Origin of the sequence: Cupriavidus phytorum (assembly GCF_003254285.1) — a bacterium.
GTDB lineage: Bacteria > Pseudomonadota > Gammaproteobacteria > Burkholderiales > Burkholderiaceae > Cupriavidus > Cupriavidus phytorum.
Genome location: NZ_QKZN01000002.1, coordinates 120,635 through 144,153 on the forward strand (window position 1 = coordinate 120,635; position 23,519 = coordinate 144,153).

Below are 23,519 nucleotides of genomic sequence, written 5' to 3' on the forward strand. Positions count from 1 at the left end.
TGGATCCTCACTGCTTGGCGTCGAGGCGCAGGTCCAGGCGCGGCTCGGCACTTTGCCAGATGCCGCCGGAGCGCCGCTTGGCGCCGTACATGGCGGCGTCGGCGGCGTGCAGCAGGGCCTGGCTGCCTTGCGCGTGGACCGGGAAGACCGCCAGCCCGATGCTGAGCGAAGCCTGCACCGAGCCGCCGTCGGGAAGGTCGATGGGGCACGCCATGGCGTGCAGGATATGCTCGGCGATCTGGATCGCATCGGCGGGGGCACGCAGCGCGGTGGCCAGCACCGCGAATTCGTCGCCGCCGATGCGCGCCACGGTGTCGCGGCCGCGCAGGCTGGCGCGGATGCGCTGGGCCACCGCGACCAGCACCGCGTCGCCGGCGGCATGGCCGTGGCGGTCGTTGACGTGCTTGAAATCGTCGCTGTCCAGGTACAGCACCGCGGCATATTCGTCGTTGGCGGCGGCGTGGCGCACCGCGTGCTCCAGCGCTTCGACGAAGGCGGCGCGGTTCAGCAGCCCGGTCAGGGCATCGTGGTTGGCGCGGTGGGCGAGCGAACGGTTTTCGTGCTGCATCTGGTTCTGCCAGGTCTGCAGCTCGTCGAGGAGGCCGTTGAAGTCATCGCTGAGGGCATTGAGCTCGGCGATGCTGGCCGGCGGCGTGCGCTGCGCGAAATCGCGCTGCGAACGCACTGCGTGCGCCACCCGCATCAGGTTGCGCAACGGCTCGATGATCTGCACCAGCAGCCGGCTGGCCAGGTAGTGGGCGCCGACCGCGGTCAGCAGCAGGCAGGCCAGCAGCCCCAGCGCGCCCTGCAGCAGGAAGTGCAGCAGGTTGCGCGGGTCGCCGCTGACGCGCAGCGTGCCCACCTGCTGCGCCTGGTGCAGGATGGGCTGCTCGACCGCATCGGTGCCCAGCCATTCGACCAGCGCGTGGCGCAGGCCGGTCAGCGGGGCCTGGCCGGGGCGCTGCCATACCGCCAGCACATGGTGGTCGCGGTCATAGACGGTGGCGCGGGCGATGTCTTCCGAGGCCGCGATCGCGGCCAGCGTTTCGGCGGTGGCGGCCTGGTCGCGGAACACCACCGGCGCTTCCAGCGTATAGGCGATCGAGCGTGCCACCAGCCGCACGTTGTGGTCGGCGTAGACACGCAGCGCGGTGACGCCGATCGCGGTCAGCGCCAGGCCCGCGGTGCATACCGCGATCAGCGCCACGCCCAGGTGGATGCGGCGCAGCACGCTGTAGAGGGTGGGGCGCGCGCCTTGCCCGCGCACCGGCTGGCGCGGGCTCATGACGGTGCTCCCTTGCGGCGGCCGAGCTGCAGCACGCCGGGATGCATATGCACGCCGCTGCGGGCGAGGGTATCGAGGTTGACGCGGAACGAGACCTGGTTGTCGCGGATGTTGAGGCAGAACATGCTGCCCACCTCGCACTCGAAGTCTTCTTCGGCGATGACCAGCACCGGGCGGCCGGTCAACTCGGCCGACAGGCGCTTGCGGCGCGGTTCGTTCATGGTGCCCACGTACAGCGCATCGCACGCCGGGTGCAGCATGTCGGCCAGCACGTCGACCTGGCGGGTCTGCACGGTGCGGCCATTGGCGAGCGTGCCGCCTTCCTTGAGCCGTGCCGCGTAGCGGCTGGCGTGATCGACGCACAGCCGCACCGGATCGCGCTCCACCGGCCAGCGCGCGTAGCCGAGCAGGCTGATGACGACGCGCGCCACCAGGTCGGCGCGCTGCGGAGCGGGCTGCGCGGTGACCGCGGGGGGCAGCATGGCCGGCAGCACTGCCAGCGTCACCGCCAGCAACAGCGCGGTCAGGCCCCGGCGCAGCAGCGGTCGTGCGCGGGCAGCGGGCGGAGTCGGCGGGGGGCTGGCTGGGGCAGGCGCCATGGTCTGGAACGAAGAGGGCGGGGCGGCCGGTGGCGGTGTTGTTGTCTGGCCGCGGGTATTGTCTGTGGCCGGGTTCCGGGCGGTCAAGCGTGCGGCCTTGCGGTGGATCGGGCAAAAACGGGCGGCACGAGCGGGATTCTTCGCAGACCGACTCGTGGCGCGGCGTGATACGAAATGTTTATCGGCCCCGCTGTTGTTTTCCTGAACCCCGCCGTGACCGCTGTTGTGCGCATGCCAGACTTCGCCGTGGCGGACACAACACTTAGAATGTGGCCATCGCCCCAACTCGCCCCCTGCCGCCCATGATCGCCGATCCTGTTCTCCGCCTGCTGCACCTGACCGGCGTCGCCGTCTGGGTCGGCGGCATGTTCTTCGCCTACCTGTGCCTGCGGCCGGTGGCCGGCAGCCTGCTGGAGCCGCCGCCGCGCCTGCGCCTGTGGCGCGGCGTGTTGGCCCGGTTCTTCCCGTGGGTATGGGCGTCGGTGGTGGCGATCCTGCTGAGCGGTGGCGCGATGATGGCGGCAACTGGCATGGCGGGCGCACCACGCAACTGGCACCTGATGCTGGGCATCGGCGTCGTCATGGCGGGGATCTTCTGCTACGTCTGGTTCGGCCCCTACCGGGTGCTGGGCCGGGCCGTGGATGCGCAGGACTGGCCAGCCGCCGGTGCCGCCCTGAACCGCATCCGGCAGGCGGTAGGCACCAACCTCGCGCTGGGGCTGGCCAATATCGCCGTGGCGACGCTGGGCCGCTGGCTTGCCTGAGCGCGCCGCGCAACGCCGGGATCCGGCTCGACTTGTCACAACCACGCAAACGGAGAGCTGCTATGCGCGTCCTCGCATGTGTTGCCGTCGTTGGTCTGGCCGTGGCGGCCAGCCCCGTCGCCGCCGCGGAAAATGGCACGCAGAATGGTGGGCTGAGCGCCGACTATGAGCGCTGCATGGGCAAGGCCGTATCGACCGCCGACATGCTCAACTGCGCGGCGCTGGAGTCGCGGGTCCAGGATACGGCGTTGAACCGCGCCTACCAGTCGCTGCTGCGGCGGCTGGAGGCGCCGCGCACCGGACAGTTGCGGGTGGCGCAGCGGGCCTGGCTCGAGTACCGCCAGGCCAATTGCGCCTATGTCTCCAATCCCGCCGGCGGCAGCGCGGCGCGCGTGGCCGGCGCGTCGTGCCTGCTGGAGATGACCGCCGCGCGCGTGCGCGAATTGCGCGACTTCGCCACCGAGGCCGCCGGCCGGTGAGCGCGCGGGCCTTGTGCTAGAGTTGGCTGACCCCTGTGCTGCGGCACGTCTCAACCGGAGATGGATCATGGCAAACGAATCGCGCCACAACCTCAAGGCTTTCGTGCAGACCGCACCCCAGTCGGGGCGCTATGTGTGGGTCATCGCGCTGGTGGATTTCAGCGCGCAGCAGGTCAGGCGCGCGATCGTGTCGGACGATACCTTCACCACCTCCGATGCCGCGCGCGTTGCCGGCGAGGCCCAGCTCAAGGCGATGGCCGAGGATCACTAGCATCGCCCGCGCGCAAGCGGGGCTTGCACCGGGCTGTTGCGCGCCGGCATCCATGGCCGGCCGATATCGACTCTTTCCTTGCGGGAGGCCCACGGCGCACTAGACTATGCGCATGTTCCTCCACAAGAAAGGACTCCCATGACGGATTGCGCGCTTCGCCCGGCCAGGGCCTTGCTGCTGGCCGCGTTGCTCGGTTCGGGCCTGACCCTCAGTGCGGGGTCGCTGGCCCAGGTCTCGGTCAATATCGCCATTGGCGTGCCGCCGCCGGCGCCGATCTACGAGGCCGTGCCCGCGCCGCGCGCCGGCTATGTGTGGATGCCCGGCTACTGGGACTGGGACGATAGCCACCGCAAGCACGCCTGGAAGAAGGGCCGCTGGGAGCGCGAGCGCCCGGGCTATGTCTATGAGTCGCCGCGCTGGATCCAGTCGCGCGACGGCTGGGTGCTGGTGCCGGGCCGCTGGGACCAGGGCGGGTACAAGGACAAGGACAAGGGCAAAAGCAACGGCAATCAAGGCCACGGCAACAAGGGCAACAAAGGCGGCCATTGCCCGCCCGGCCAGGCCAAGAAGGGCGAATGCTGACCGGCGCGCTGCCACGCGCCGCGCGGTAACGCCGGCCACCCCTGCCATGCTACGATCCCCGCCATGACAACCGCGCCCGCGCGGCGCATCGGCAGCGGATTCCGGAGGTAGCGATGGCAAGGCACGTTTTCACGCGCGCGCAGTATCTCGACATCCTCAACGACAGCCTGCGCAAGCATCCCGGCTGGCAACCGGGCATGGCCTTTGTGTTCCTGCCGCCCGGCGCCGATGCCAGCCAGGCCACGGCGGTGGGCTGCACCGGCCCGATGGACGCGATACCGGTCTATGCGGAAATCCAGCGGGTGGCGGCCGAGCTGATCGAAGTCAGCGACGCATGATGCCGCCGGAGCGGCCGCCGCGGGTGCGTACAATACCGCCCTCTACAGACTTTCGGATATTGCCGTGAAGAAAACCGACCTGGAAAAAAACAAGGGGCTGAAGATCGCCAACAGCCTGAAGCAAGCGGCGGCAGGGCGGGGCGGAATGCCCGGCGCCGCGCCGCGCCCGGACCGGCGCGAGCAGCGCCGGCTGGACCAGGAGCAGGGTCTGGTGCCGTTCGCGTGCAAGCTCGACGGCACGCTGGTGAAGCGCCTGCAGGCGCTGGCCGCCGATCACCCGGGCGGCATGACCGGGTTGCTCAATGAAGTGCTGGCCGGCGCCCTGCCGCCGGAACAAAGCCAGGCCTGACGGCAGTGCGGCGGCCGTGCCGCCGCTTTGCCAGGGGGATCAGTCCTCTTCCTCTTCGTCGAGGAACTCGCGGCGCAGCATCCAGTTGGCGATGGCTTCGTCGCAGATGCGCTTGAATTTCTGCTTGTCCGGCATCTTGTCGAACAACTGGAAATTGACCAGCGCCATGCCGGCATCGGTGATGTAGAACATGCGGCTCGGGTCGTCATCGTGGACGATGCGGCCGTCGATGGCGTCTTCTTCGCTTTCGGCCGGCATGTCCTCCAGCTCGACCACGCGGCAGGTGAAGCGCGGGCTGCGGGTGTGGGTCAGGTACTCGAATTCGTCGTGCATGACCTCGCCGCCCTTGCCCGCGATCACGGCGAAGCCCCAGATAAAGCGGGGCATCGGCAGATCGGACAGATCTTCAATCTCGTCCATGGTGTTCTCCCTGATTCAATCCCCGCATTATCGCCCGGAACGCCGCGGCTTCAAAAGATGGCGCGGCACGGCCGTGCCGCGACCGTGCCCGCTACGTCCCGGCGTGGCAGTTGGCCAGCACCGGCGCGGCGCCTTCCGCCTGCATCAGGTCGCGCAGCGTGCCTGACTCGCCCTTGGTCCACCACTCGTAGCGGCCGCCGACATAGCGCGCGCCGGACGCCGCCACCGTGCTGACCGCCAGCACCGGCTTGCCGTCGATGCGGAACACCGCGGCCTGGTTGTCCGGGCTGTTGAAGTAGCGCACCGTCAGCGTCTTGCCGCCGTCGCACTGGTAGCGCAGGGTGCGCACCTCGGGAAAGCGCACGCCGTCGATGCCCGGCGCGCGGGCGGCCTGAACCGTGGCGCTGGCGCAGAGGAACGCGAGCAGGGCAACGGTGCGAGTCCGCGACGGGATCAAGTGACGGGACATGGTATAGGGCTGTTCGAAGGTTGGAGTTCGGTGGATAGCGCCGGATCGCGGCAGCGCAGCTGCACCCCGGCGATCAGCCGAGCATGTAGCCGGCCGCGAGCGTGCGGAAGCTCTCCACCTCGCGCGCCTGCCAGGCTGCATCCTCGGCAAGCTCTTCGGCCAGGATCGCGGCCACCGCCGGTGCCGCCTCGACGGCCGCGCGCGCGTCCAGGAACAGCGCGCGATTGCGGCGCGCCAGCACGTCCTCGACCCGGCGCGCCAGTTCATGCCGGGCGGCAAAGCGCACATGGGCCTCGGTCAGCCCCGATGCGCCCGCGAGCATCCGGTCGTGTCCCGGCAGCGCGCGCAGCAGGCCCAGCTCGTTGCCGTAGTAGCGGTCCGGCGAACCCGAATCCGGGGGCGGCAGGTCGGCCGGCAAGCCGGCGGCGCCATGCAGCGGCAGCTCCGCGGTCACGCACGGCGCGGCGCGCACCATCTGGCGCTGGATCGCGGTCTCGATCACGTCTTCGGCCATCTTGCGGTAGGTGGTCCATTTGCCGCCGGTGACGGTGATCAGCCCGGCCCTGGACACCAGGATCGTATGCTCGCGCGACAGCGACGCGGTGGAGGCCTCGCCGGTGGCCCGCACCAGCGGCCGCAGGCCGGCCCAGACGCTGGTGACGTCGGCGCGGGTGGGGTCCTTGGCCAGGTAGCGCGACGCCGTTTCCAGGATGAAATCGACATCGTCGGCGCCGGCGTCGGGCTCCAGCGGCAGGTCGCGGCGCGGCGTGTCGGTGGTGCCGACGATGGTGTGGCCGTTCCATGGCACCACGAACAGCACCCGCCCGTCATCGGTCTTGGGTATCAGGATGGCGCGGTCGCCCGGCAGGAAGCTGCGCGGCAGCGTCAGGTGCACGCCCTGGCTGGGCGCGACCATGGTTCGGGCATGCCCGTCTTCCATCTGGCGGATGGCATCGACCCACACGCCGGTGGCATTGATCACGCAGTCGGCGCGCAGCCGAAAGGTGGCGCCGCCGAGCACGTCCTGCACCGTCACGCCGCTGATCACGCCGCCTTGCTGGCTCAGCCCGGTCGCGCGCATGTAGTTGAGCGCGGTGCCGCCGACGTCGAACAGCGTCCGCATCAGCGCCACCGCCAGCCGGGCATCGTCGAACTGGCCGTCGAAGTAAAGGTTGCCGCCGCGCAGCGGGCGTCCGCCGACGTGTTCGGCCAGGTTGGGCGCGGCTGCCAGCACCTCGCGGTGGTTCAGCCAGCGGCTGCCGGACAGGTTGAGGCTGCCGGCCAGCATGTCATAGAGCTTGAGGCCGATGCCGTAGAAGGGCTGGTCGAACATCTGGTAGGCCGGTACCACGAAGCCCAGCGGCCACACCAGGTGCGGCGCGTTGCGCGCCAGCAGGCCGCGCTCGTGCAGTGCCTCGCGCACCAGGCTGATATTGCCCTGCGCCAGGTAGCGCACGCCGCCATGCACCAGCTTGGTGGCCTTGCTCGAGGTGCCCTTGGCAAAGTCGGCGGCTTCGACCAGCAGCGTGCGGTAGCCGCGCGAGGCGGCGTCGACCGCGGTGCCCAGGCCGGTGGCGCCGCCGCCGATGACGATCACGTCCCAGCGCGGCTCGCGCTCCAGGGTGGCGAGCAGGGCGGCGCGGCCGGGCGGCTGGATCGGGGTGGGAAGGCTGTGCATGACGCTGGTGTGTGGTGGATGCTGGCTGAAGAGGTTCGGGTGGTCCGGACGTGGCGCTGGACGGGTTTGATCGACGCTCAGCCGTGGCCGGCGCCGGCGTCGTCCTCGCGCGCCCAGTCGCGGGCGCGCTCGACCGCCCGGTGCCAGCGCGCGAGCCGGTGGCCGCGCTGGTCGGCCGACAGGTTGGGCTCGAAGCGCCGCTCCACCTGCCATTGCTGCGCGATCTGCACCGGGTCGCTCCAGTAGCCGGTGGCCAGGCCGGCCAGGTAGGCGGCGCCCAGCGCGGTGGTCTCGGTCACGCGCGGGCGTACCACCGGGGTGCCGAGCAGGTCGGCCTGCATCTGCATCAGCAGGTCGCTGCGCGAGGCGCCGCCGTCCACGCGCAGCTCGGCCAGCGCGATGCCGGCGTCCTTCTGCATGGCCTCGAGCACGTCCACGCTTTGCAGCGCAATCGATTCCAGCGCCGCCCGCGCGATCTGCGGCCTGCCGGTGCCGCGCGTCATGCCGACCAGCGTGCCGCGCGCAAAGGCGTCCCAGTGCGGCGCGCCGAGCCCGGCAAAGGCCGGCACCAGCACCACGCCGCCACTGTCGTCGCACTGGCGCGCCAGCGCCTCGGCCTCGGGCGCGCTCTGGATGATCTTGAGGCCGTCGCGCAGCCACTGGATGGTGGCGCCGCCCATGAACACGCCGCCCTCCAGGCAATACTGGGTCTGGCCGCGGTACTGCCAGCCGATGGTGGTCAGCAGCCGGTTGCGCGACGTGACCGGCTGCGCGCCGGTATTCATCAGCAGGAAGCAGCCCGTGCCGTAAGTGTTCTTGGCCATGCCCGGCACCAGGCAGGCCTGGCCGAAGGTGGCGGCCTGCTGGTCGCCGGCGATGCCGGCAATCGGGATCGGCATGCCGAACAGGCGCGCCGCGGTACGCGCGACCTCGCCGCTGGAGGGCACCACCTCGGGCAGCAGCGCGTGCGGGATGTCGAGGAGCGCCAGCAGCGCGTCGTCCCACTCGAAGCTGTGGATGTTGAACAGCATCGTGCGCGAGGCGTTGGAGACGTCGGTGACATGGCGCGCGCCATCGGTCAGCTGCCAGATCAGCCAGCTGTCGACGGTGCCGAAGGCCAGTTCGCCGCGCTGCGCGCGCTCGCGCGCGCCTTCGATGTTGTCGAGCATCCAGCGCAGCTTGGTGCCGGAAAAATAGGCATCGATGACCAGGCCCGTCTTCTCGCGGAACAGCTCGCCATGGCCGGCCGCCTGCAGCGCCTCGCACATCGGCGCGGTGCGGCGGTCCTGCCAGACCAGCGCGCGGCCGACCGGCTCGCCGGTCTTGCGGTCCCACAGCACGGTGGTCTCGCGCTGGTTGGTGATGCCGATGGCGCGCACCTGCGAGGCGCCGATGCCGGCGTCGGCCAGCACCGTGTGCGCCACTGCCAGCTGCGATTGCCAGATCTCGTAAGGGTCATGCTCGACGTGGCCGGGATGTGGGTAATATTGGCGGAACTCGCGCTGCGCCAGGCGCACCACGTTGCCGGCATGGTCGAACAGGATGGCGCGCGAGCTGCTGGTGCCCTGGTCGAGCGCCAGCACGTATTGCGGCTCGGCGGGAAGCTGGGACGGGGCAGGGCGCTGCGCCTGCGCGGCGGGCTGGTTCATGCGTTCGATCCTGACAATGACAAGGCGCGCCGGCGTGGCCGGTGCATGGAATCCTGATGGCTGAAACCTCTTCTTTGCCGGCGGGCGGGGCCACGGCACGGATCGCCGCCTCGCTGGCGGCGCGCAGCGGCTTCGATGCCGCCGCCAAGCTGCGCCTGATGGCCGACGGCCGGCAGGTCGGCTGGCTGCCGCGCACGCATGCCGGCATCCTGCGCGATATCGACATCGGCCTTGGCGCCGTGCTGGGCCCGGAGCACGCGCTCGGCGACGGCTCCGTGGCCGTGGCCTTGCTGCCCGGCCGCGACGATTTCGATGCGCGCAGCGCCGCGCTGCAGGCACTGGCCCGCCAGCTGGCAGACGCCGGCCATGTGCGCGGCTGGCGCGACGAGCTGTTCGCCGTCACCGCCGCGCTCGACGCGCCCGCGGTCGCGGTGGTGGAGCGCGCCGCGGCGCGCTTCCTCGGGCTGCTGACCTTTGCCTCGCACATGAACGGCATCGTCGACGGCGCCGCGGGCGACCCGCCGGCGCTGTGGATCTCGCGCCGCAGCCCGGCCAAGGCGGTCGACCCCGGCATGTGGGACAACCTGGTGGCCGGCGGCATGCCCCACGGCAGCGACCCGCTGGCGACGCTGGTGCGCGAGTGCGAAGAAGAGTCCGGCATCCCGCCCGAACTGGCGCGGGGCGTGCAGGCGCACGGCATGATCGAAGTGCTGCGCGACCTGCCCGAAGGCGTGCAGTGGGAGCAGGTCTATGTCTACGACCTGCTGTTGCCGCCGGACTTCATTCCGCACAACCAGGACGGCGAGGTCAGCGAGCACCGGCGCGTCGAGGTGGCGCCATTGCTTGCTATCATGTCGGCCGGCGCCATGACGGTCGATGCGACACTGGTGACGCTGGATGCCCTTGGACGGCGTGGCTGGCTCGAGGCCGGCGATCACGGCTGAGCCGCTGCGTGATCCGGCGCCACCGGTCCCGGAATTGCCCGCTGTAATGACCTTTGCACTGACCGAGCCCCCCTGGCTTTCCCGGCCTTGCGCCGCGCCACCCAGACAGAACCACACACCATGAGCAACACCGGATTCATCCTGACCCTCTCGTGCCCTGACCAGCCGGGCATCGTCCACGCTGTCTCGGGCCTGCTGTTCCAGCACGGCTGCAATATCGTCGATTCCGACCAGTACGGGGACGAGTACGCCGGCCGCTTCTTCATGCGCGTGCATTTCACCCCGGCCGCCGGTGGTCCCGACCTGACCACGCTGAAGGCCGCGTTCGCGCCGGTGGGCGACCAGTTCGGCATGCAGTGGGAACTGAACGATGCCACGGTGAAGCCGCGCGTGATGATCATGGTGTCGAAGATCGGCCATTGCCTGAACGACCTGCTGTTCCGTGCCAAGGCGGGCGGGCTGCCGGTGGAGATCGCGGCCATCGTGTCGAACCACCGCGACTTCTACCAGCTGGCGGCGTCGTACGACGTGCCGTTCTTCCACCTGCCGCTGATGAACGCGTCGGCCGAGCAGAAGGCCGCGCAGGAAGCGCGCGTGTTCGACGTGGTGCAGGAGCAGAAGATCGACCTGGTGGTGCTGGCGCGCTACATGCAGGTGCTGTCGGACGACCTGTGCCGCAAGCTGGCCGGCCGCGCGATCAATATCCACCATTCGTTCCTGCCCAGCTTCAAGGGCGCCAAACCGTACTACCAGGCGCACGACCGCGGCGTGAAGCTGATCGGCGCCACCGCGCACTACGTCACGGCCGACCTCGACGAAGGCCCGATCATCGAGCAGGAGATCGAGCGCGTCGATCACAGCATGGACCCCGACCAGCTCACCGCGGTCGGCCGCGACGTCGAATGCGTGGCGCTGGCGCGCGCGGTCAAGTGGCATGCCGAACACCGCATCCTGCTGAACGGCCACAAGACCGTGGTGTTCAAGTAATCCTTTCCTGTGCCCTCGGTTTGCTCCCCTCGCCCGCGTGCGGGAGAGGGGCCGCGGGAGAGGGCAGGCCTGCGCCAGAACTGACGCGCCAGGCACTGCCGGCACGCGCAGCCGTGCCACTGCCGACACGGCGGCAGCAGGGCATGTCCCGCAATCACTCCCGCTCCGCCACCACACACTTCACCCCACTGTCGGCCAGGATCTGGTCGAACGGCGCCGCCAGCGGCGCGTCGGTAAACAGCCGGTCCACCTGCGACACATGCGCCAGCTCCACCATGGCCTGGCGGTTGAACTTGCTGGCGTCCGCCGCCAGCCAGACCTCGCGTGAATGTTCGATGATGGTCCGCGCCACCTTGACCTCGCGGAAGTCGTAGTCGCGCAGCGTGCCGTCGGCCTCGATCCCCGAGATGCCGATCAGCCCGATATCGACCTTGAACTGGCGGATGAACTCCACCGTGGCCTCGCCGACGATGCCGCGGTCGCGCGAGCGCAGCACGCCGCCGGCGACGATGACTTCGCAATCGGGGTTGTCGGCCAGGATATTGGCCACGTGCAGGTTGTTGGTGATCACGCGCAGGCCGCGATGGTGCACCAGCCCGCGCGCGATCTCTTCCACCGTGGTGCCGATGTTCAGGATCAGCGAGCAGCCCTCGGGCACCGCCGCCGCCACCGCGCGCGCGATGCGCGCCTTGCCCTCGGCGTTGAGCACCTGCCGCTGCCGGTAGGCGATGTTCTCGGTGGTGGAGTCCTCCACCCGCACCCCGCCATGGAAGCGCGCCAGCATGCCGTTCTCGGCCAGCATGTTGACATCGCGGCGCACCGTCTGGAGCGTGACGCCGAACTTGCGCGCAAGTTCGTCGATGGAGGCAAAGCCCTGGGTGCGGACTTCTTCGAGCAGTGCCGTCTGGCGGGGATTGAGGGTCATGCGGGGATTCTAGTTCAAACACAAACGAAAACAAAATGATGCGGTGCACTATTGTTTTATGTTCGTTTTGTTGCTAAAACGAGCGTGAAGCCAAGATTGGTGCGCCTGCATCGAACGCAAGCCGTGATGCCGGCAGCATATCGAACATGGAGACCGGATGCAGCTACGTTTGGAAGGCGTCGCACAGCAGGCAGGTTCGCAGGCGTATCTCTATCCGATGACGCTGGCCCCGGTTCCCGGCGCGGTCACCATCCTGCTGGGCGCGACGCAGGCGGGCAAGACTTCGCTGATGCGGGTCATGGCAGGGCTGGACCGGCCCAGCGCCGGCCGCGTGCTGGTCGACGGCGACGACGTCACCGGCACGCCGGTGCGCGAGCGCAATGTGTCGATGGTCTACCAGCAGTTCATCAACTACCCGTCGCTCAGGGTCTTCGACAACATTGCTTCGCCGCTGCGGCTGCGGCGCAAGGCCGCCGCCGGCGAGATCGCCGCGCGCGTGCGCGAGCTGGCCGCGCGGCTGCATATCGACCATCTGCTCGAGCGCTATCCGGCCGAGCTTTCCGGCGGCCAGCAGCAGCGCGTGGCGCTGGCCCGCGCGCTGGCCAAGGAAGCGCCGCTGATGCTGCTGGACGAGCCGCTGGTCAACCTGGACTACAAGCTGCGCGAGGAGCTGCGCGAAGAGCTGACCCAGCTGTTCGCGCACGGCGACGCCACCGTGATCTACGCCACCACCGAGCCCGGCGAGGCCCTGCTGCTGGGCGGGCACACGGCGGTGCTCGATGCCGGCGAGCTGCTGCAGTACGGCCCGACGCCGCAGGTCTTCCACTATCCCGATTCGCTGCGCGTTGCGCGCGCCTTCAACGATCCGCCAATGAACCTGGTCGAGGGCAGGCTGGCGGGCGGCAAGGTGGCTTTGCCGGGAGGGATCGAGGTGCCCGTGCCCGGCGTGGCGGCGCAGGACGGGCCGGTGACGCTGGGCGTGCGCGCCTCCGCGTTGCGCCTGGCGGGCGAGGCCGGCGCGGTCGCCGTGCCGGGCCGCGTGGCGCTGGCGGAGTTGTCGGGGTCGGACACCTTCGTCCACGCCGATACCGCGGTGGGCAACCTGGTGGCGCAGTTCGCGGGCGTGCTCGACCTGCAGCTGGGCGAGCCGGTGACGCTGCACTTGCTGCCTGAACAGCTCTACCTGTTCGACGCGGACGGCCGCCGCATCCATGCGCCGCGCCGGCCCGGCGGGCTCGCGGCCGAGGTGCCGGGCGGCGCGGCAGCGGCAACGGCAGGGGGCTGAGATGGCACGCATCGACCTGGACCTGGCGCACTCGTACGTGCCCGATCCGCACACCGACGAGGACTATGCGCTGCTGCCGCTGCGCTTCACCTTTGAAGACGGCGGCGCCTATGCGCTGCTGGGCCCGTCCGGCTGCGGCAAGACCACGCTGCTGAACTGCATTTCCGGGCTGCTGCGTCCGTCGCACGGCACCATTACCTTCGACGGCCGCGACGTCACCGGCGCCACGCCGCAGGCGCGCAATATCGCCCAGGTGTTCCAGTTCCCGGTGATCTACGACACCATGACCGTCGGCGAAAACCTGGCCTTCCCGCTGCGCAACCGCGGCGTGCCCGAGGCGCAGGTGCGCGAGCGGGTCGGGCGCGTCGCCGAGATGCTGGACCTGTCGTCGACGCTCGGGCGCCGCGCCAGCGGCCTGGCCGCCGATGCCAAGCAGAAGATCTCGCTCGGGCGCGGGCTGGTGCGCCAGGACGTGTCGGCCATCCTGTTCGACGAGCCGCTGACGGTGATCGACCCGCAGCTCAAATGGCAGCTGCGGCGCAAGCTCAAGGAAATCCACCACGAGTTTCGCCTGACGCTGATCTACGTGACCCATGATCAGACCGAGGCGCTGACCTTTGCCGACCAGGTGGTGGTGATGTCGCGCGGCAAGGCGGTGCAGGTGGGACCGGCCGACGCGCTGTTCGAGCGGCCCGCGCACACCTTCGTCGGGCACTTCATCGGCTCGCCGGGCATGAACTTCCTGTCCGGGCAATGGCGCGACGGCGCCATCGACGTGGCCGGGCGGCGCTATATGCCGCCGCTGTCGCCGCCGGTGGAAGCGGCGCTGCGCGCGGCCGGCAGCTTCCGCATCGGGGTGCGCCCCGAATACCTGCAGCTGGCGCCCGAGCGCGACACGCAGGCGGTGCCGGTGCAGGTGCAGCGCGCGCAGGACATCGGCACCTACTGGCTGCTGACCGGCGCGGTGCAGGAGGCGGGCGCGCAGGCCGGGACGCTGCGCGCGCGGCTGGGCGCCGAGGCCGCGGGCCTGCGCGCGGGCGATACCGCGTGGCTGTCGGTGTTCAACCGGCATACCTGCTACTACGTCAACGAGGAGCTGGTGACATGAAACCGGTCAACCAGAAGGCCTGGCTGCTGGTGCTGCCGGTGGTGGTGTGCGTGGCGTTCTCCGCCATCCTGCCGCTGATGACCATCGTCAACTACTCGGTGCAGGACATCATCTCGCCCGAGCGGCGCGTGTTCGTCGGCACCGAATGGTTCCGCACCGTGCTGCGCGACGGCGAGCTGCACGACGCGCTGCTGCGCCAGCTCGGCTTCTCGCTGGCGGTGCTGCTGGTGGAGATCCCGCTCGGCATCCTGCTGGCGTTGTCGATGCCGGCGCGGGGCTGGAAGGCGTCGGCGGTGCTGGTGATCATCGCGCTGTCGCTGCTGATCCCGTGGAACGTGGTCGGCACCATCTGGCAGATCTTCGGGCGCACCGACATCGGCCTGCTCGGCGCCGCGCTGGCCGGGCTGGGCTTCGACTACAACTACACCGGCAGCGCCTTCGACGCCTGGATCACGGTGCTGGTGATGGACGTCTGGCACTGGACGCCGCTGGTGGCGCTGCTGTGCTATGCCGGCCTGCGCGCGATCCCCGACGCCTATTACCAGGCCGCGCAGATCGACGGCGCCTCGCGCCTGGCGGTGTTCCGCCATATCCAGCTGCCCAAGCTGCGCGGCGTGCTGATGATCGCGGTGCTGCTGCGCTTCATGGACAGCTTCATGATCTACACCGAGCCGTTCGTGCTGACCGGCGGCGGACCCGGCAACGCCACCACCTTCCTGTCGCAATACCTGACGCAGAAGGCGGTCGGCCAGTTCGACCTGGGCCCGGCGGCGGCGTTCTCCATCGTCTACTTCCTGATCATCCTGCTCATGTGTTTCATCCTCTACAACTGGATGCAGCGCGCGGGCACCGCCGGCAGCGAGGACATGCCCCATGGCTGAGATCTCTTCGGCAGTCCCTGCGGTGGTCCCCGCCGCGATCCCCGCGCAGGCCAGCCGCGCCGCCTGGTGGCGCGCCGGCTTCCTGCTGGCCTACCTGGTGTTCGCGATCGTGCCGATCTACTGGATGGTCAACATGTCGTTCAAGACCAACGAGGAGATCGTCTCGACGCTGTCGCTGTGGCCGGGCCAGTTCACGCTCGAGCACTACAAGACCATCTTCACCGATCCGTCGTGGTATTCGGGTTATCTCAACTCGATGATCTACGTGGTGATGAACACCGTGATCTCGATCGGCGTGGCGCTGCCGGCCGCCTACGCCTTCTCGCGCTACCAGTTCATCGGCGACAAGCACGTGTTCTTCTGGCTGCTGACCAACCGCATGACGCCGCCGGCGGTGTTCCTGCTGCCGTTCTTCCAGCTCTACAGCACCATCGGGGTGATGGATACGCACCTGGGCGTGGCGCTGGCGCACCTGGTCTTCAACGTGCCGCTGGCGGTGTGGATCCTCGAGGGCTTCATGTCGGGCGTGCCGCGCGAGATCGACGAGACCGCCTATGTCGACGGCTACTCGTTCCCGCGCTTCTTCCTGACCATCTTCCTGCCGCTGATCAAGGCCGGCGTGGGCGTGGCCGCGTTCTTCTGCTTCATGTTCAGCTGGGTCGAGCTGCTGCTGGCGCGCACGCTGACCTCAGTCAACGCCAAGCCCATCGTCGCCACCATGACGCGCACGGTGTCGGCATCGGGCATGGACTGGGGCGTGCTGGCCGCGGCCGGCGTGCTGACCATCGTGCCCGGCGGCATCGTGATCTGGTTCGTGCGGCACTACATCGCGAAGGGCTTCGCGATGGGCCGCGTTTAACGCAGCGCTTCGCAAGGAGACGGCGCCAATGCTGAGCTGGATGGTATGGACGACACCGGTGGCGGTGTTCTTTGGCTGCATCGTGGTGATGTTGATCGGCATGACGATCCTGGAGATCCGCTCGCCGTCGGTGCTGCGCAAGGGCTTCCTGCCGATCGCCACTACCCGCGGCGACCGGCTCTTCATCGGGCTGATGTGCGCGGCGTGGATCAACCTGGCGTGGGTCGGGCTGGGCGAGAAGGTTGCAGCCTGGCTGGCGCTGCCGGAAGAGCCGTCGGTGTGGATCAGCTTCGTGGCGTCGATGCTGGTGCTGGCGCTGATCCTGCGCAAGGGCTAGCGCCGCGCCGGCCGGCATCGGCCAGCAATCAAAAGCAACAACGGGAAACGCGGCTTGTCCCCACCCCCGGGGCCGCCACCCAGACCAAGACCGGGGCAGGGGATTCTTGAGGAGACACCGATGAAAGTGCACGTGACGTTGGGGATGTCAGCCCTTGCCTGCGCGGCCGCGCTGGCTTGCGGTTCCGCCTGGGCGGGCGAAGCGGAAGCGAAGAAGTGGATCGACAACGAGTTCCAGCCTTCGTCGCTGTCCAGGGACAAGCAGGCCGCCGAAATGAAGTGGTTCATCGACGCCGCCGCCAGGCTCAAGGCCAAGGGCGTCACGCAGATCAACGTGGTGTCGGAGACCATCACCACGCACGAGTACGAATCCAAGACCCTGGCCAAGGCGTTCGAGGAGATCACCGGCATCAAGGTCAATCACGACCTGATCCAGGAAGGCGATGTGGTTGAGAAGCTGCAGACTTCGATGCAGTCCGGCAAGTCGATCTATGACGGCTGGATCTCCGACTCCGACCTGATCGGCACGCACTACCGCTATGGCTCGATCCTGCCGCTGACCGACTACATGAACGGCGCCGGCAAGGAATGGACCAATCCCGGGCTGGATGTGAAGGACTTCATCGGCACCAAGTTCACCACCGCGCCGGATGGCAAGCTGTACCAGCTGCCTGACCAGCAGTTCGCCAACCTGTACTGGTTCCGCGCCGACTGGTTCGCGCGCAAGGACCTGCAGGACAAGTTCAAGGCCAAGTACGGCTACGACCTGGGCGTGCCGACCAACTGGTCCGCCTATGAGGACATCGCCAACTTCTTCACCAACGACGTCAAGGAAATCGATGGCAAGAAGGTCTACGGCCACATGGACTACGGCAAGAAGGATCCGTCGCTGGGCTGGCGCTTCACCGACGCCTGGCTGTCGATGGCCGGCACCGCCGACAAGGGCCTGCCCAACGGCATGCCGGTGGACGAGTGGGGCATCCGCGTGGCCGAGGACAAGTGCACGCCGGTCGGCGCCTCGGTGGCGCGCGGCGGCGCCACCAACAGCCCGGCGGCGGTCTATGCGCTGACCAAGTACATCGACTGGATGAAGAAGTACGCCCCGCCGCAGGCGATGGGCATGACTTTCTCTGAGGCCGGCCCGGTGCCGGCGCAGGGCCAGGTGGCGCAGCAGATCTTCTGGTACACGGCCTTTACCGCCGACATGACCAAGAAGGGCCTGCCGGTCGTCAATGCCGACGGCTCGCCCAAGTGGCGCATGGCGCCGTCGCCGTATGGCCCGTACTGGAAGCAGGGCATGCAGAACGGCTACCAGGACGTGGGTTCGTGGACCTTCTTCAAGAACACCGACCCCAACAAACTGGCCGGCGCCTGGCTGTACGCACAGTTCGTGACCTCGAAGACGGTATCGCTGAAAAAGTCGCTGACCGGGCTCACCTTTATCCGCGACAGCGACATCCATCACGACTACCTGACCAAGAACGCGGCCAAGTATGGCGGCCTGGTCGAGTTCTACCGCAGCCCCGCGCGCGTGGCTTGGACCCCGACCGGCACCAACGTGCCGGATTATCCGAAGCTGGCCCAGCTGTGGTGGAAGAACGTGGCCACCGCGGTGACCGGCGAGAAGACGCCGCAAGCCGCGATGGACACCCTCGCCGAAGAGATGGACCAGGTCATGGCCCGGCTGCAGCGCGCCGGCATGAGCCACTGCGCGCCCAAGCTGAACGCGAAGGGCGATCCAGGCAAGTGGCTGTCCAGCGACCACGCGCCGTGGAAGAAGCTCGCCAACGAGAAACCGAAGGGCGAGACCATTCCGTACGACAAGCTGCTGCAGGCGTGGAAGGAAGGGCAGGTGCGCTGAAGCACCGGGGCGAGGCGGGCGTGCTGGTTTGGTTGGAACGCCCGCCTCGCCCGGTCCGATCCTATGTCGTGAGGCCGGAGCTTTCGGCCGCCGGCGCTGCCGTCGATTGCGAGGCATAACGCGCCTTGCCATTCCGCTTGGCTTGATACAGCGCCATGTCGGCGTGCAGGAACAGCTCGCTCACGGTCATCGCGTGCCGCGCATCGCGCAGGGCCGCGCCGACGCTGGCCGACGCCGCCAGCGTATGGCCATCGATTACGAAGGGCATGCGCGCGGCCTGCACGATGGTGTTGGCCACCGATGCCATGGCATGGCGGTCGGCAATGCCGTCAAGGATCACCGCGAATTCGTCGCCGCCGATGCGCGCGACCGCATCGCCCTTGCGCACGCAGGCGCGCAGGCGCTGCGCGAACGCCACCAGCAGCTGGTCGCCGACCGGGTGGCCGTAGGTGTCGTTGACTGCCTTGAAGTCGTCCAGGTCCACCAGCAGCAGCGCCAGCGGGCACGCAGTGGCGCCGGTTCGCGCCATGGCTTCGGCCAGGCGCCGGTCGAAGCCCTTGCGGTTGAGCAGGCCGGTCAGGTAGTCGGAGACGGTCTGCGCTTCCAGGCTGCGCAGCTTTTCGCGCTCGTGCGTGACGTTGCGCCCGAACATGTGCAGGCCGACCACGGTGTCCTGGGCATCGTTCCACGCCGGCTGGCAAGTGATCTCGATGCATTCGGTGCCGTCCGCGCTTTCGCGGGTAAAGGTCACGGCCTGGCCGGTGCCGGCCTGCTGCAGGTAGGGCTGGCAGGCCAGGTATTCCTGCGTGCCCCACAGCTCGCGCAGCGACAGCCCGACGATCTGCTGCGCCGGCAAGCCGTACCGCCGCGCATACGCCTCGTTGACGAAGACGTAGCGCTGCTGCATGTCGATGAACGAGATAAAGTCCGGCACATGGTTGGCAATCGCCTCGATGCGCTTCTCGCTGGCGGCGGCACGGTCCTTGGCGGCCTGCAGCGCGGCCTCGCGCTCCGACAGCCGGGCCACGACCTCGGCGAAGCTCGACGCCAGTTCGCCGATCTCGTCGGCGCGGCCAACCGGCAGGTCCGCCACCGCTGCCGGGTGGGTGCCGAGCTGGCGCACTGCGCGGTGCAGCCGCTGCAGCGGCGCCAGCAGCCGCCACATCACCAGCCACATCAGCCCGGCCGCGATCACCATGGTGATGGCCCCCATCACCAGCGTCCGCTTGCGCACCGTGAGCAGCGGCGCATAGGCTTCGGCCGCGGGCAGCACCGCCACCACCTCCCAGCCGTTGGCGGCCAGCAGGTAGCGGGCGACGATCGGCTGGGTCGGCGTCAGGATCTCCAGCAGCGCGGGCGGCCGCTCGGCGCCGCAGGCTTCGCCGATGGCGCGCGCCGGCGCCAGCAGGCGCGACACGTCAGGATGCATTGCGTAGCGCGGGTTGGTGCCGGAAGACACCAGGCAGAAGCTGCCGGTAGTGCCGACCCGGCTGTGCGACAGCTCGCGCAGGAAGTTGCTGTCCGCCAGGTTCAGCACGCCGCCGACCACGCCGCGCAGTTCGCCGGCGGGCCCCAGCATCGGCACCGCCAGCACCACGCCCGGTGCATTGGTCTGCTTGCCCTGGATCAGGTCCGACACCGCGAACGACTGCCCGTGCAGGAGATCGCGGAAATAGTCGCGGTCGTTGACGCGCAGGTGCACGCCATCGGGCACGGCGGTGCTGAACGTCAGTTCGCCATCGGGCGAAGCCAGGAACACGGCATTGAAGGTTTCGGGAATCTCCACCAGCCCGTGCGCCGCCCTGCGCAAATCGGCCGGTTTGGCGCCATGGAGCGCGGATAACTGACGCGCCACCCGCTGCAGCACGGCGGCGCGGCCCTGCAGCTTTTCATCGAGCTGCTCGGCGACCATCTCGACCAGCGTGTCCTGCTGCGCCTGCAGCAGGTTCTTCAGGCTGTCATAGGCGTAATACTGTGCGTAGAGCGCGCGCAGCACGATGATCAGCGTTACCACCCCCGCCGTGGCCAACGCCATCCGATACTTCAAAGAGTGCTGCATGATTGACTTCTTTCTTGTGCGCACTGACCCGGTGTTCCCGTCCAGCGACCCGCTCGCGAGCACGATCGCCGGCCGGGTGACGTGATAAGAAGGTTAGCAGAAGTCAAGCGGCATTTCGAAACTGTTTGCAACAGCGGCGGAGGGCAATTCGGCCAAGGTGAGGTGCGTCGAAAAGGGCGGGGGAGTTGGATGCGGAAATGAAAAAAGCCAGCGCGAGGCTGGCTTTCCGTGTTCTGGTGGGTGGTACAGGGATTGAACCTGTGACCCCTGCCGTGTGAAGGCAGTGCTCTACCGCTGAGCTAACCACCCCTGTCTGCGCCGTCGTTGGCGTTGTATCGTTGCCGTCGTGCAGCAGAGAAATGAGATTATGCAGAGGTTCTTGTATCTTGTAAAGCCCTTTTTTGAATTTTCTTACGCGGCCAGCGTTCCCGGGGCTTCGGCAGGATCTTCCTGCCAGACCGTCTTACCGCCGCTGGCCTTGTCCAGTCCTTTCAGCAGGGCCAGATGGGCCTGCTGCTCGTCGTCCGTGGCGCGCAGCACCGGCAGGGCCAGCCGCGACAGGTCGGCGGTGGTGACCACGCCGCCCTGGCCGCTGCCGCTGTCGAGTGTGTCGATCACCAGCGAATCCTGGCCACGCGTCATGGCCAGGTAGACCTCGGCCAGCAGTTCGGCGTCCAGCAGTGCGCCGTGCAGCGTGCGATGGGCATTGCTGATGCCGAGGCGCTCGCACAGCGCGTCCAGCGAGTTGCGCTTGCCGGGGAACATCTGCCGCGCTTCGCGCAGAGTATCGATCACGTTGCCGACATGCTGGCGGAACGGCGGCAGGCCCAACAGCTGGAATTCCATGTCGAGGAAGCCCAGGTCGAACTGCGCGTTGTGGATGATCAGCTCGGCGTCCTGCACGAACTCGCGGATGTCGTGGACGACCTCGGCAAAGCGGGGCTTGTCGGCCAGGAACTCGACGGTGATGCCGTGCACCGCGATTGCGCCCTCGTCGATATCGCGCTCGGGGTTGACGTAGAAGTGCAGGTGGCGCCCCGTCAGGCGGCGGTTCATCAGCTCGACGCAGCCGATTTCGATCAGGCGGTCGCCGGTGGCGGCATTCAGGCCGGTGGTTTCGGTATCGAGAACGATTTGTCGCATGGCGGGCATTCTAGCGGAGCGGGGCGGGCGTTCCGCGCTTGTTGTTGGTGGTGCTGCAGGTTCCGGTCAGCGGCCGATCGATTCGACGCCGCGGTTGGCCAGCGCGTCGGCGCGCTCGTTGCCTGGGTGGCCGTTATGGCCGCGCACCCAGTGCCAGGAGATCTGGTGCGGCTGCGCCAGGGTGTCCAGCGCCTGCCACAGGTCGGCGTTCTTGACCGGCTTCTTGTCGGCGGTTTTCCAGCCGCGCGCCTTCCAGCCGGGCAGCCATTCGCTGATGCCTTTCTGCACGTACTGGGAGTCGGTATAGACACGCACCACGCACGGCCGCTTGAGCGCGCGCAGCGCTTCGATCACGGCGGTCATTTCCATGCGGTTGTTGGTGGTGTTCGGCTCGCCGCCGAACAGCTCTTTTTCGCTGGTGCCGGCGACCAGCACTGCGCCCCAGCCGCCGCGGCCGGGATTGCCCTTGCAGGCGCCGTCGGAGTAGATCGTGACTTCTTGCATGTGATTCCGTGGTGGCCGCCCGCGGGTCGGGCGGCGCATTGAAAGCCGATAGGGCAGAGCGCGCGCGGCCGCACCGCGTCAGCGTTGCTTGCCCGGGGTCTTGCCGTGAGTGCCGGTGGGCGTGGCCACCGGTGCCGACACCGGCGCCAGCGCCGGCTTGGTCTTCCACGCGGGGCCCACCAGGCGGATATTGCGCACGCGCTTGATCGCCGAAATCATATAGACCGCGCCGAAAATCGGCCACCAGCGGTCGCCGGCCTTTTCCATGAAGGCGGCGCGCTGCAGCCAGCGGTCGGTGCGGTACGGCGGGCAATAGCAGCCGAAGCGGCCGCGGATGATATCGAAGCCGAGCAGCTTGAGCCAGTCCTTGATGCGCACGAAGCCGATCTGCTGGGCGTCGGTCGGCAGGAACGGCGTGGCGCCGAGCCGGTTCATGCTCTGGCGCGCACCCCACAGGCTCATCGGGTTGAAGCAGGTCACCACCACGCGGCCCTCGGGCATCAGCACCCGCGAGACTTCGCGCAGCACCTCGTGCGGGTCTTCGGCGAATTCCAGGATGTGGGGCAGGGTGACCAGGTCGATGCTCTGGGTGTCGAACGGCAGTTCGTCGAAGCGGCACAGCAGCTGGCGCGCGTCCGGATGTGCGGCACGGGGCCCGTGCGGGCCGCTGGACGGGTCCAGCGCCAGCGCCGAGAACGGCATCCGGTTCTCGCGCAGGGTGTCGATATAGGGCAGTCCCAGCTGGACCGCGTGATAGCCGAAGATGTCGGCCACGGTCCGGTCGTACTGCTGCGCCTCCCAGCGCAGCATGTACTCGCCGGGCGGCGAGGCCAGCCAGTCTTCCCAGCTTACAATCGGGTGATTGGGACGATTGGACATAGGAGCATGCGCATGTTGAAGGTTGAGCCGATCCCGGCGTTCCAGGATAACTATATCTGGGCCATCCACGACGGGCACTGCGCCGCCGTGGTCGATCCTGGCGAGGCCGCGCCGGTGGAGCGCTTCCTGGCGCAAAGCGGTCTGGCTCTGGGCGCTATTGTAATCACCCATCACCACGGCGATCACCAGGGCGGCGTGGCCGAACTGCTGGCGGTGCATCCGCGCGCGCCGTCCGGCGAACCGCTGCCGGTGCTGGGGCCGGCGGGCGAGCGTATCGGCGGGCGCACCCGGGCGCTGCGCGAGGGCGACGTGGCGACCCTGGAGGCGCCGGCGCTGACGCTGCGCGTGCTGGACGTGCCCGGCCACACCGCCGGCCATATCGCCTACGTCGCCGATCTCGGCGAAGCCGGCCCGGCGGTGTTCTGCGGCGATACCCTGTTCGCCAGCGGCTGTGGGCGCCTGTTCGAAGGCACGCCGGCGCAGATGCTGGCGTCGCTGGACAAGCTGGCTGCACTGCCCGGCGATACCCGCGTCTATTGCGCGCACGAATACACGCGCAGCAACGTGCGCTTTGCGCGCGCGGTGGAGCCTGGCAATGCCGCGCTCGAGGCATGGGAGCAGCGCGTCGAGGCGCTGCGCGCCGCGGACCGGCCGACGCTGCCGACCACCATCGCCCACGAGCGCCAGGTTAACCCCTTCCTGCGCTCGCGCGAACCGGCGGTGCGCGCCGCGGTGTCGGCCCATGGCGGCGCCACCGCGGGGGATGCGCAGGCGTTCGGCGCCTTGCGCGGCTGGAAGGACAATTTCCGCTGACCGCGCGCCGGTCGCCATGGCTTGCGCCACAAGGCATGGCGGCCGGCGGCCG

26 protein-coding genes and 1 tRNA gene are annotated in these 23,519 nt (G+C 68.6%); 15 read left to right on the forward strand and 12 right to left on the reverse strand.

The window, feature by feature from the left end:
• Nucleotides 1–7 precede the first annotated feature (7 nt).
• A complete protein-coding gene (dgcN, locus tag C7416_RS05850) occupies nucleotides 8–1,285 on the reverse strand; it encodes a diguanylate cyclase DgcN/YfiN (RefSeq protein ID WP_111517582.1) in 1,278 nt (425 codons plus the stop codon).
• Entirely contained in the window at nucleotides 1,282–1,884 is a 603-nt protein-coding gene (gene yfiR, locus C7416_RS05855; protein WP_111517583.1) for a regulatory sequestration protein YfiR, read from the reverse strand. Before yfiR ends, dgcN begins: the two co-directional genes overlap by 4 nt.
• A 302-nt stretch (nucleotides 1,885–2,186) precedes the next feature.
• Here yfiR and C7416_RS05860 point away from each other — a divergent pair, with 302 nt between their 5' ends.
• The 6 genes from C7416_RS05860 to C7416_RS05885 all read left to right on the forward strand — a co-directional run bounded on the left by C7416_RS05860 (nucleotide 2,187) and on the right by C7416_RS05885 (nucleotide 4,667).
• Complete coding sequence (locus C7416_RS05860; RefSeq protein WP_111517584.1) at nucleotides 2,187–2,648, forward strand: CopD family protein; 462 nt, start codon at nucleotides 2,187–2,189, stop codon at nucleotides 2,646–2,648.
• Nucleotides 2,649–2,710: 62 nt separating this feature from the next.
• Complete coding sequence (locus C7416_RS05865) at nucleotides 2,711–3,127, forward strand: lysozyme inhibitor LprI family protein (RefSeq protein ID WP_111517585.1); 417 nt, start codon at nucleotides 2,711–2,713, stop codon at nucleotides 3,125–3,127.
• Nucleotides 3,128–3,194: 67 nt separating this feature from the next.
• Nucleotides 3,195–3,398 carry a hypothetical protein gene (locus C7416_RS05870; RefSeq protein ID WP_092309492.1) on the forward strand — a complete coding sequence of 68 codons (204 nt, stop codon included), beginning with the start codon at nucleotides 3,195–3,197 and terminating at the stop codon, nucleotides 3,396–3,398.
• Between the two features lie 138 nt (nucleotides 3,399–3,536).
• Complete coding sequence (locus C7416_RS05875; protein ID WP_111517586.1) at nucleotides 3,537–3,980, forward strand: YXWGXW repeat-containing protein; 444 nt, start codon at nucleotides 3,537–3,539, stop codon at nucleotides 3,978–3,980.
• A 113-nt stretch (nucleotides 3,981–4,093) separates the two neighbouring features.
• Nucleotides 4,094–4,318: a hypothetical protein gene (locus C7416_RS05880; RefSeq protein ID WP_062800783.1), complete on the forward strand. Its 225-nt coding sequence runs from the start codon at nucleotides 4,094–4,096 to the stop codon at nucleotides 4,316–4,318.
• Nucleotides 4,319–4,382: 64 nt separating this feature from the next.
• Nucleotides 4,383–4,667: a hypothetical protein gene (locus C7416_RS05885; protein WP_111517587.1), complete on the forward strand. Its 285-nt coding sequence runs from the start codon at nucleotides 4,383–4,385 to the stop codon at nucleotides 4,665–4,667.
• 39 nt (nucleotides 4,668–4,706) lie between these two features.
• Here the strand turns inward: C7416_RS05885 and C7416_RS05890 are convergent, their stop codons facing one another.
• From C7416_RS05890 to glpK, 4 genes are all read right to left on the reverse strand, one after another.
• Nucleotides 4,707–5,087: a hypothetical protein gene (locus C7416_RS05890; protein WP_013957324.1), complete on the reverse strand. Its 381-nt coding sequence runs from the start codon at nucleotides 5,085–5,087 to the stop codon at nucleotides 4,707–4,709.
• Nucleotides 5,088–5,178: 91 nt separating this feature from the next.
• Nucleotides 5,179–5,556, reverse strand: coding sequence for an MliC family protein (locus C7416_RS05895; RefSeq protein WP_111517588.1), 378 nt, complete (start codon nucleotides 5,554–5,556; stop codon nucleotides 5,179–5,181).
• 73 nt (nucleotides 5,557–5,629) lie between these two features.
• Nucleotides 5,630–7,234 carry a glycerol-3-phosphate dehydrogenase/oxidase gene (locus tag C7416_RS05900; RefSeq protein ID WP_111517589.1) on the reverse strand — a complete coding sequence of 535 codons (1,605 nt, stop codon included), beginning with the start codon at nucleotides 7,232–7,234 and terminating at the stop codon, nucleotides 5,630–5,632.
• Between the two features lie 77 nt (nucleotides 7,235–7,311).
• Nucleotides 7,312–8,883 (reverse strand): glycerol kinase GlpK, encoded by a 1,572-nt coding sequence (gene glpK, locus C7416_RS05905; RefSeq protein WP_111517590.1) that lies wholly within the window; start codon nucleotides 8,881–8,883, stop codon nucleotides 7,312–7,314.
• Nucleotides 8,884–8,939: 56 nt separating this feature from the next.
• Between glpK and C7416_RS05910 the strand changes: the two genes are divergently transcribed.
• Together C7416_RS05910 and purU are read left to right on the forward strand one after the other, a co-directional pair.
• On the forward strand, nucleotides 8,940–9,827 hold the full coding sequence (locus C7416_RS05910; protein WP_111517591.1) for an NUDIX hydrolase: 888 nt from the start codon (nucleotides 8,940–8,942) through the stop codon (nucleotides 9,825–9,827).
• Nucleotides 9,828–9,947: 120 nt separating this feature from the next.
• The gene (purU, locus tag C7416_RS05915; RefSeq protein WP_111517592.1) at nucleotides 9,948–10,814 is read left to right on the forward strand and encodes a formyltetrahydrofolate deformylase; all 867 of its coding nucleotides are present in this window, start codon (nucleotides 9,948–9,950) and stop codon (nucleotides 10,812–10,814) included.
• Between the two features lie 154 nt (nucleotides 10,815–10,968).
• Here the strand turns inward: purU and C7416_RS05920 are convergent, their stop codons facing one another.
• Nucleotides 10,969–11,739 (reverse strand): DeoR/GlpR family DNA-binding transcription regulator, encoded by a 771-nt coding sequence (locus tag C7416_RS05920; RefSeq protein ID WP_111517593.1) that lies wholly within the window; start codon nucleotides 11,737–11,739, stop codon nucleotides 10,969–10,971.
• A 157-nt stretch (nucleotides 11,740–11,896) separates the two neighbouring features.
• On the opposite strand from C7416_RS05920, the gene C7416_RS05925 reads away from it, so the two are divergent.
• From C7416_RS05925 to C7416_RS05950, 6 genes are all read left to right on the forward strand, one after another.
• Nucleotides 11,897–13,024: an ABC transporter ATP-binding protein gene (locus tag C7416_RS05925; protein ID WP_111517594.1), complete on the forward strand. Its 1,128-nt coding sequence runs from the start codon at nucleotides 11,897–11,899 to the stop codon at nucleotides 13,022–13,024.
• 1 nt (nucleotide 13,025) lies between these two features.
• A complete protein-coding gene (locus C7416_RS05930; protein WP_111517595.1) occupies nucleotides 13,026–14,132 on the forward strand; it encodes an ABC transporter ATP-binding protein in 1,107 nt (368 codons plus the stop codon).
• Nucleotides 14,129–15,013: a carbohydrate ABC transporter permease gene (locus C7416_RS05935; RefSeq protein WP_111517596.1), complete on the forward strand. Its 885-nt coding sequence runs from the start codon at nucleotides 14,129–14,131 to the stop codon at nucleotides 15,011–15,013. Before C7416_RS05930 ends, C7416_RS05935 begins: the two co-directional genes overlap by 4 nt.
• The gene (locus C7416_RS05940; protein ID WP_181461155.1) at nucleotides 15,006–15,872 is read left to right on the forward strand and encodes a carbohydrate ABC transporter permease; all 867 of its coding nucleotides are present in this window, start codon (nucleotides 15,006–15,008) and stop codon (nucleotides 15,870–15,872) included. The genes C7416_RS05935 and C7416_RS05940 overlap by 8 nt, the downstream gene beginning before the upstream one ends.
• A 28-nt stretch (nucleotides 15,873–15,900) precedes the next feature.
• Nucleotides 15,901–16,209, forward strand: coding sequence for a DUF2160 domain-containing protein (locus C7416_RS05945; protein WP_111517597.1), 309 nt, complete (start codon nucleotides 15,901–15,903; stop codon nucleotides 16,207–16,209).
• 120 nt (nucleotides 16,210–16,329) lie between these two features.
• On the forward strand, nucleotides 16,330–18,069 hold the full coding sequence (locus tag C7416_RS05950; protein ID WP_373424956.1) for an ABC transporter substrate-binding protein: 1,740 nt from the start codon (nucleotides 16,330–16,332) through the stop codon (nucleotides 18,067–18,069).
• Nucleotides 18,070–18,130: 61 nt separating this feature from the next.
• On the opposite strand, the gene C7416_RS05955 is transcribed toward C7416_RS05950, so the two are convergent.
• From C7416_RS05955 to C7416_RS05975, 5 genes are all read right to left on the reverse strand, one after another.
• Nucleotides 18,131–20,128 (reverse strand): diguanylate cyclase domain-containing protein, encoded by a 1,998-nt coding sequence (locus C7416_RS05955; RefSeq protein ID WP_240988176.1) that lies wholly within the window; start codon nucleotides 20,126–20,128, stop codon nucleotides 18,131–18,133.
• Nucleotides 20,129–20,362: 234 nt separating this feature from the next.
• Nucleotides 20,363–20,437, reverse strand: a tRNA-Val gene (locus C7416_RS05960).
• Between the two features lie 102 nt (nucleotides 20,438–20,539).
• The gene (dnaQ, locus tag C7416_RS05965) at nucleotides 20,540–21,280 is read right to left on the reverse strand and encodes a DNA polymerase III subunit epsilon (RefSeq protein ID WP_111517599.1); all 741 of its coding nucleotides are present in this window, start codon (nucleotides 21,278–21,280) and stop codon (nucleotides 20,540–20,542) included.
• A gap of 57 nt (nucleotides 21,281–21,337) precedes the next feature.
• On the reverse strand, nucleotides 21,338–21,775 hold the full coding sequence (rnhA, locus tag C7416_RS05970) for a ribonuclease HI (protein WP_018007845.1): 438 nt from the start codon (nucleotides 21,773–21,775) through the stop codon (nucleotides 21,338–21,340).
• 78 nt (nucleotides 21,776–21,853) lie between these two features.
• Nucleotides 21,854–22,654, reverse strand: a complete 801-nt coding sequence (locus C7416_RS05975; RefSeq protein WP_111517600.1) for a class I SAM-dependent methyltransferase — start codon at nucleotides 22,652–22,654, stop codon at nucleotides 21,854–21,856.
• A 12-nt stretch (nucleotides 22,655–22,666) separates the two neighbouring features.
• On the opposite strand from C7416_RS05975, the gene gloB reads away from it, so the two are divergent.
• On the forward strand, nucleotides 22,667–23,467 hold the full coding sequence (gene gloB, locus C7416_RS05980; RefSeq protein ID WP_111517601.1) for a hydroxyacylglutathione hydrolase: 801 nt from the start codon (nucleotides 22,667–22,669) through the stop codon (nucleotides 23,465–23,467).
• Nucleotides 23,468–23,519: the final 52 nt, after the last annotated feature.

Excerpts from the sequence above, each read along its gene's own strand:
- dgcN (WP_111517582.1), bottom strand. The coding sequence starts at position 1,285 with ATGAGCCCGCGCCAGCCGGTGCGCGGGCAAGGCGCGCGCCCCACCCTC.
- yfiR (WP_111517583.1), bottom strand. The coding sequence starts at position 1,884 with ATGGCGCCTGCCCCAGCCAGCCCCCCGCCGACTCCGCCCGCTGCCCGC.
- C7416_RS05860 (WP_111517584.1), top strand. The coding sequence starts at position 2,187 with ATGATCGCCGATCCTGTTCTCCGCCTGCTGCACCTGACCGGCGTCGCC.
- C7416_RS05865 (WP_111517585.1), top strand. The coding sequence starts at position 2,711 with ATGCGCGTCCTCGCATGTGTTGCCGTCGTTGGTCTGGCCGTGGCGGCC.
- C7416_RS05870 (WP_092309492.1), top strand. The coding sequence starts at position 3,195 with ATGGCAAACGAATCGCGCCACAACCTCAAGGCTTTCGTGCAGACCGCA.
- C7416_RS05875 (WP_111517586.1), top strand. The coding sequence starts at position 3,537 with ATGACGGATTGCGCGCTTCGCCCGGCCAGGGCCTTGCTGCTGGCCGCG.
- C7416_RS05880 (WP_062800783.1), top strand. The coding sequence starts at position 4,094 with ATGGCAAGGCACGTTTTCACGCGCGCGCAGTATCTCGACATCCTCAAC.
- C7416_RS05890 (WP_013957324.1), bottom strand. The coding sequence starts at position 5,087 with ATGGACGAGATTGAAGATCTGTCCGATCTGCCGATGCCCCGCTTTATC.
- C7416_RS05895 (WP_111517588.1), bottom strand. The coding sequence starts at position 5,556 with ATGTCCCGTCACTTGATCCCGTCGCGGACTCGCACCGTTGCCCTGCTC.
- C7416_RS05900 (WP_111517589.1), bottom strand. The coding sequence starts at position 7,234 with ATGCACAGCCTTCCCACCCCGATCCAGCCGCCCGGCCGCGCCGCCCTG.
- glpK (WP_111517590.1), bottom strand. The coding sequence starts at position 8,883 with ATGAACCAGCCCGCCGCGCAGGCGCAGCGCCCTGCCCCGTCCCAGCTT.
- C7416_RS05910 (WP_111517591.1), top strand. The coding sequence starts at position 8,940 with ATGGCTGAAACCTCTTCTTTGCCGGCGGGCGGGGCCACGGCACGGATC.
- purU (WP_111517592.1), top strand. The coding sequence starts at position 9,948 with ATGAGCAACACCGGATTCATCCTGACCCTCTCGTGCCCTGACCAGCCG.
- C7416_RS05920 (WP_111517593.1), bottom strand. The coding sequence starts at position 11,739 with ATGACCCTCAATCCCCGCCAGACGGCACTGCTCGAAGAAGTCCGCACC.
- C7416_RS05925 (WP_111517594.1), top strand. The coding sequence starts at position 11,897 with ATGCAGCTACGTTTGGAAGGCGTCGCACAGCAGGCAGGTTCGCAGGCG.
- C7416_RS05930 (WP_111517595.1), top strand. The coding sequence starts at position 13,026 with ATGGCACGCATCGACCTGGACCTGGCGCACTCGTACGTGCCCGATCCG.
- C7416_RS05935 (WP_111517596.1), top strand. The coding sequence starts at position 14,129 with ATGAAACCGGTCAACCAGAAGGCCTGGCTGCTGGTGCTGCCGGTGGTG.
- C7416_RS05940 (WP_181461155.1), top strand. The coding sequence starts at position 15,006 with ATGGCTGAGATCTCTTCGGCAGTCCCTGCGGTGGTCCCCGCCGCGATC.
- C7416_RS05945 (WP_111517597.1), top strand. The coding sequence starts at position 15,901 with ATGCTGAGCTGGATGGTATGGACGACACCGGTGGCGGTGTTCTTTGGC.
- C7416_RS05950 (WP_373424956.1), top strand. The coding sequence starts at position 16,330 with ATGAAAGTGCACGTGACGTTGGGGATGTCAGCCCTTGCCTGCGCGGCC.
- C7416_RS05955 (WP_240988176.1), bottom strand. The coding sequence starts at position 20,128 with ATGCAGCACTCTTTGAAGTATCGGATGGCGTTGGCCACGGCGGGGGTG.
- dnaQ (WP_111517599.1), bottom strand. The coding sequence starts at position 21,280 with ATGCCCGCCATGCGACAAATCGTTCTCGATACCGAAACCACCGGCCTG.
- rnhA (WP_018007845.1), bottom strand. The coding sequence starts at position 21,775 with ATGCAAGAAGTCACGATCTACTCCGACGGCGCCTGCAAGGGCAATCCC.
- C7416_RS05975 (WP_111517600.1), bottom strand. The coding sequence starts at position 22,654 with ATGTCCAATCGTCCCAATCACCCGATTGTAAGCTGGGAAGACTGGCTG.
- gloB (WP_111517601.1), top strand. The coding sequence starts at position 22,667 with ATGTTGAAGGTTGAGCCGATCCCGGCGTTCCAGGATAACTATATCTGG.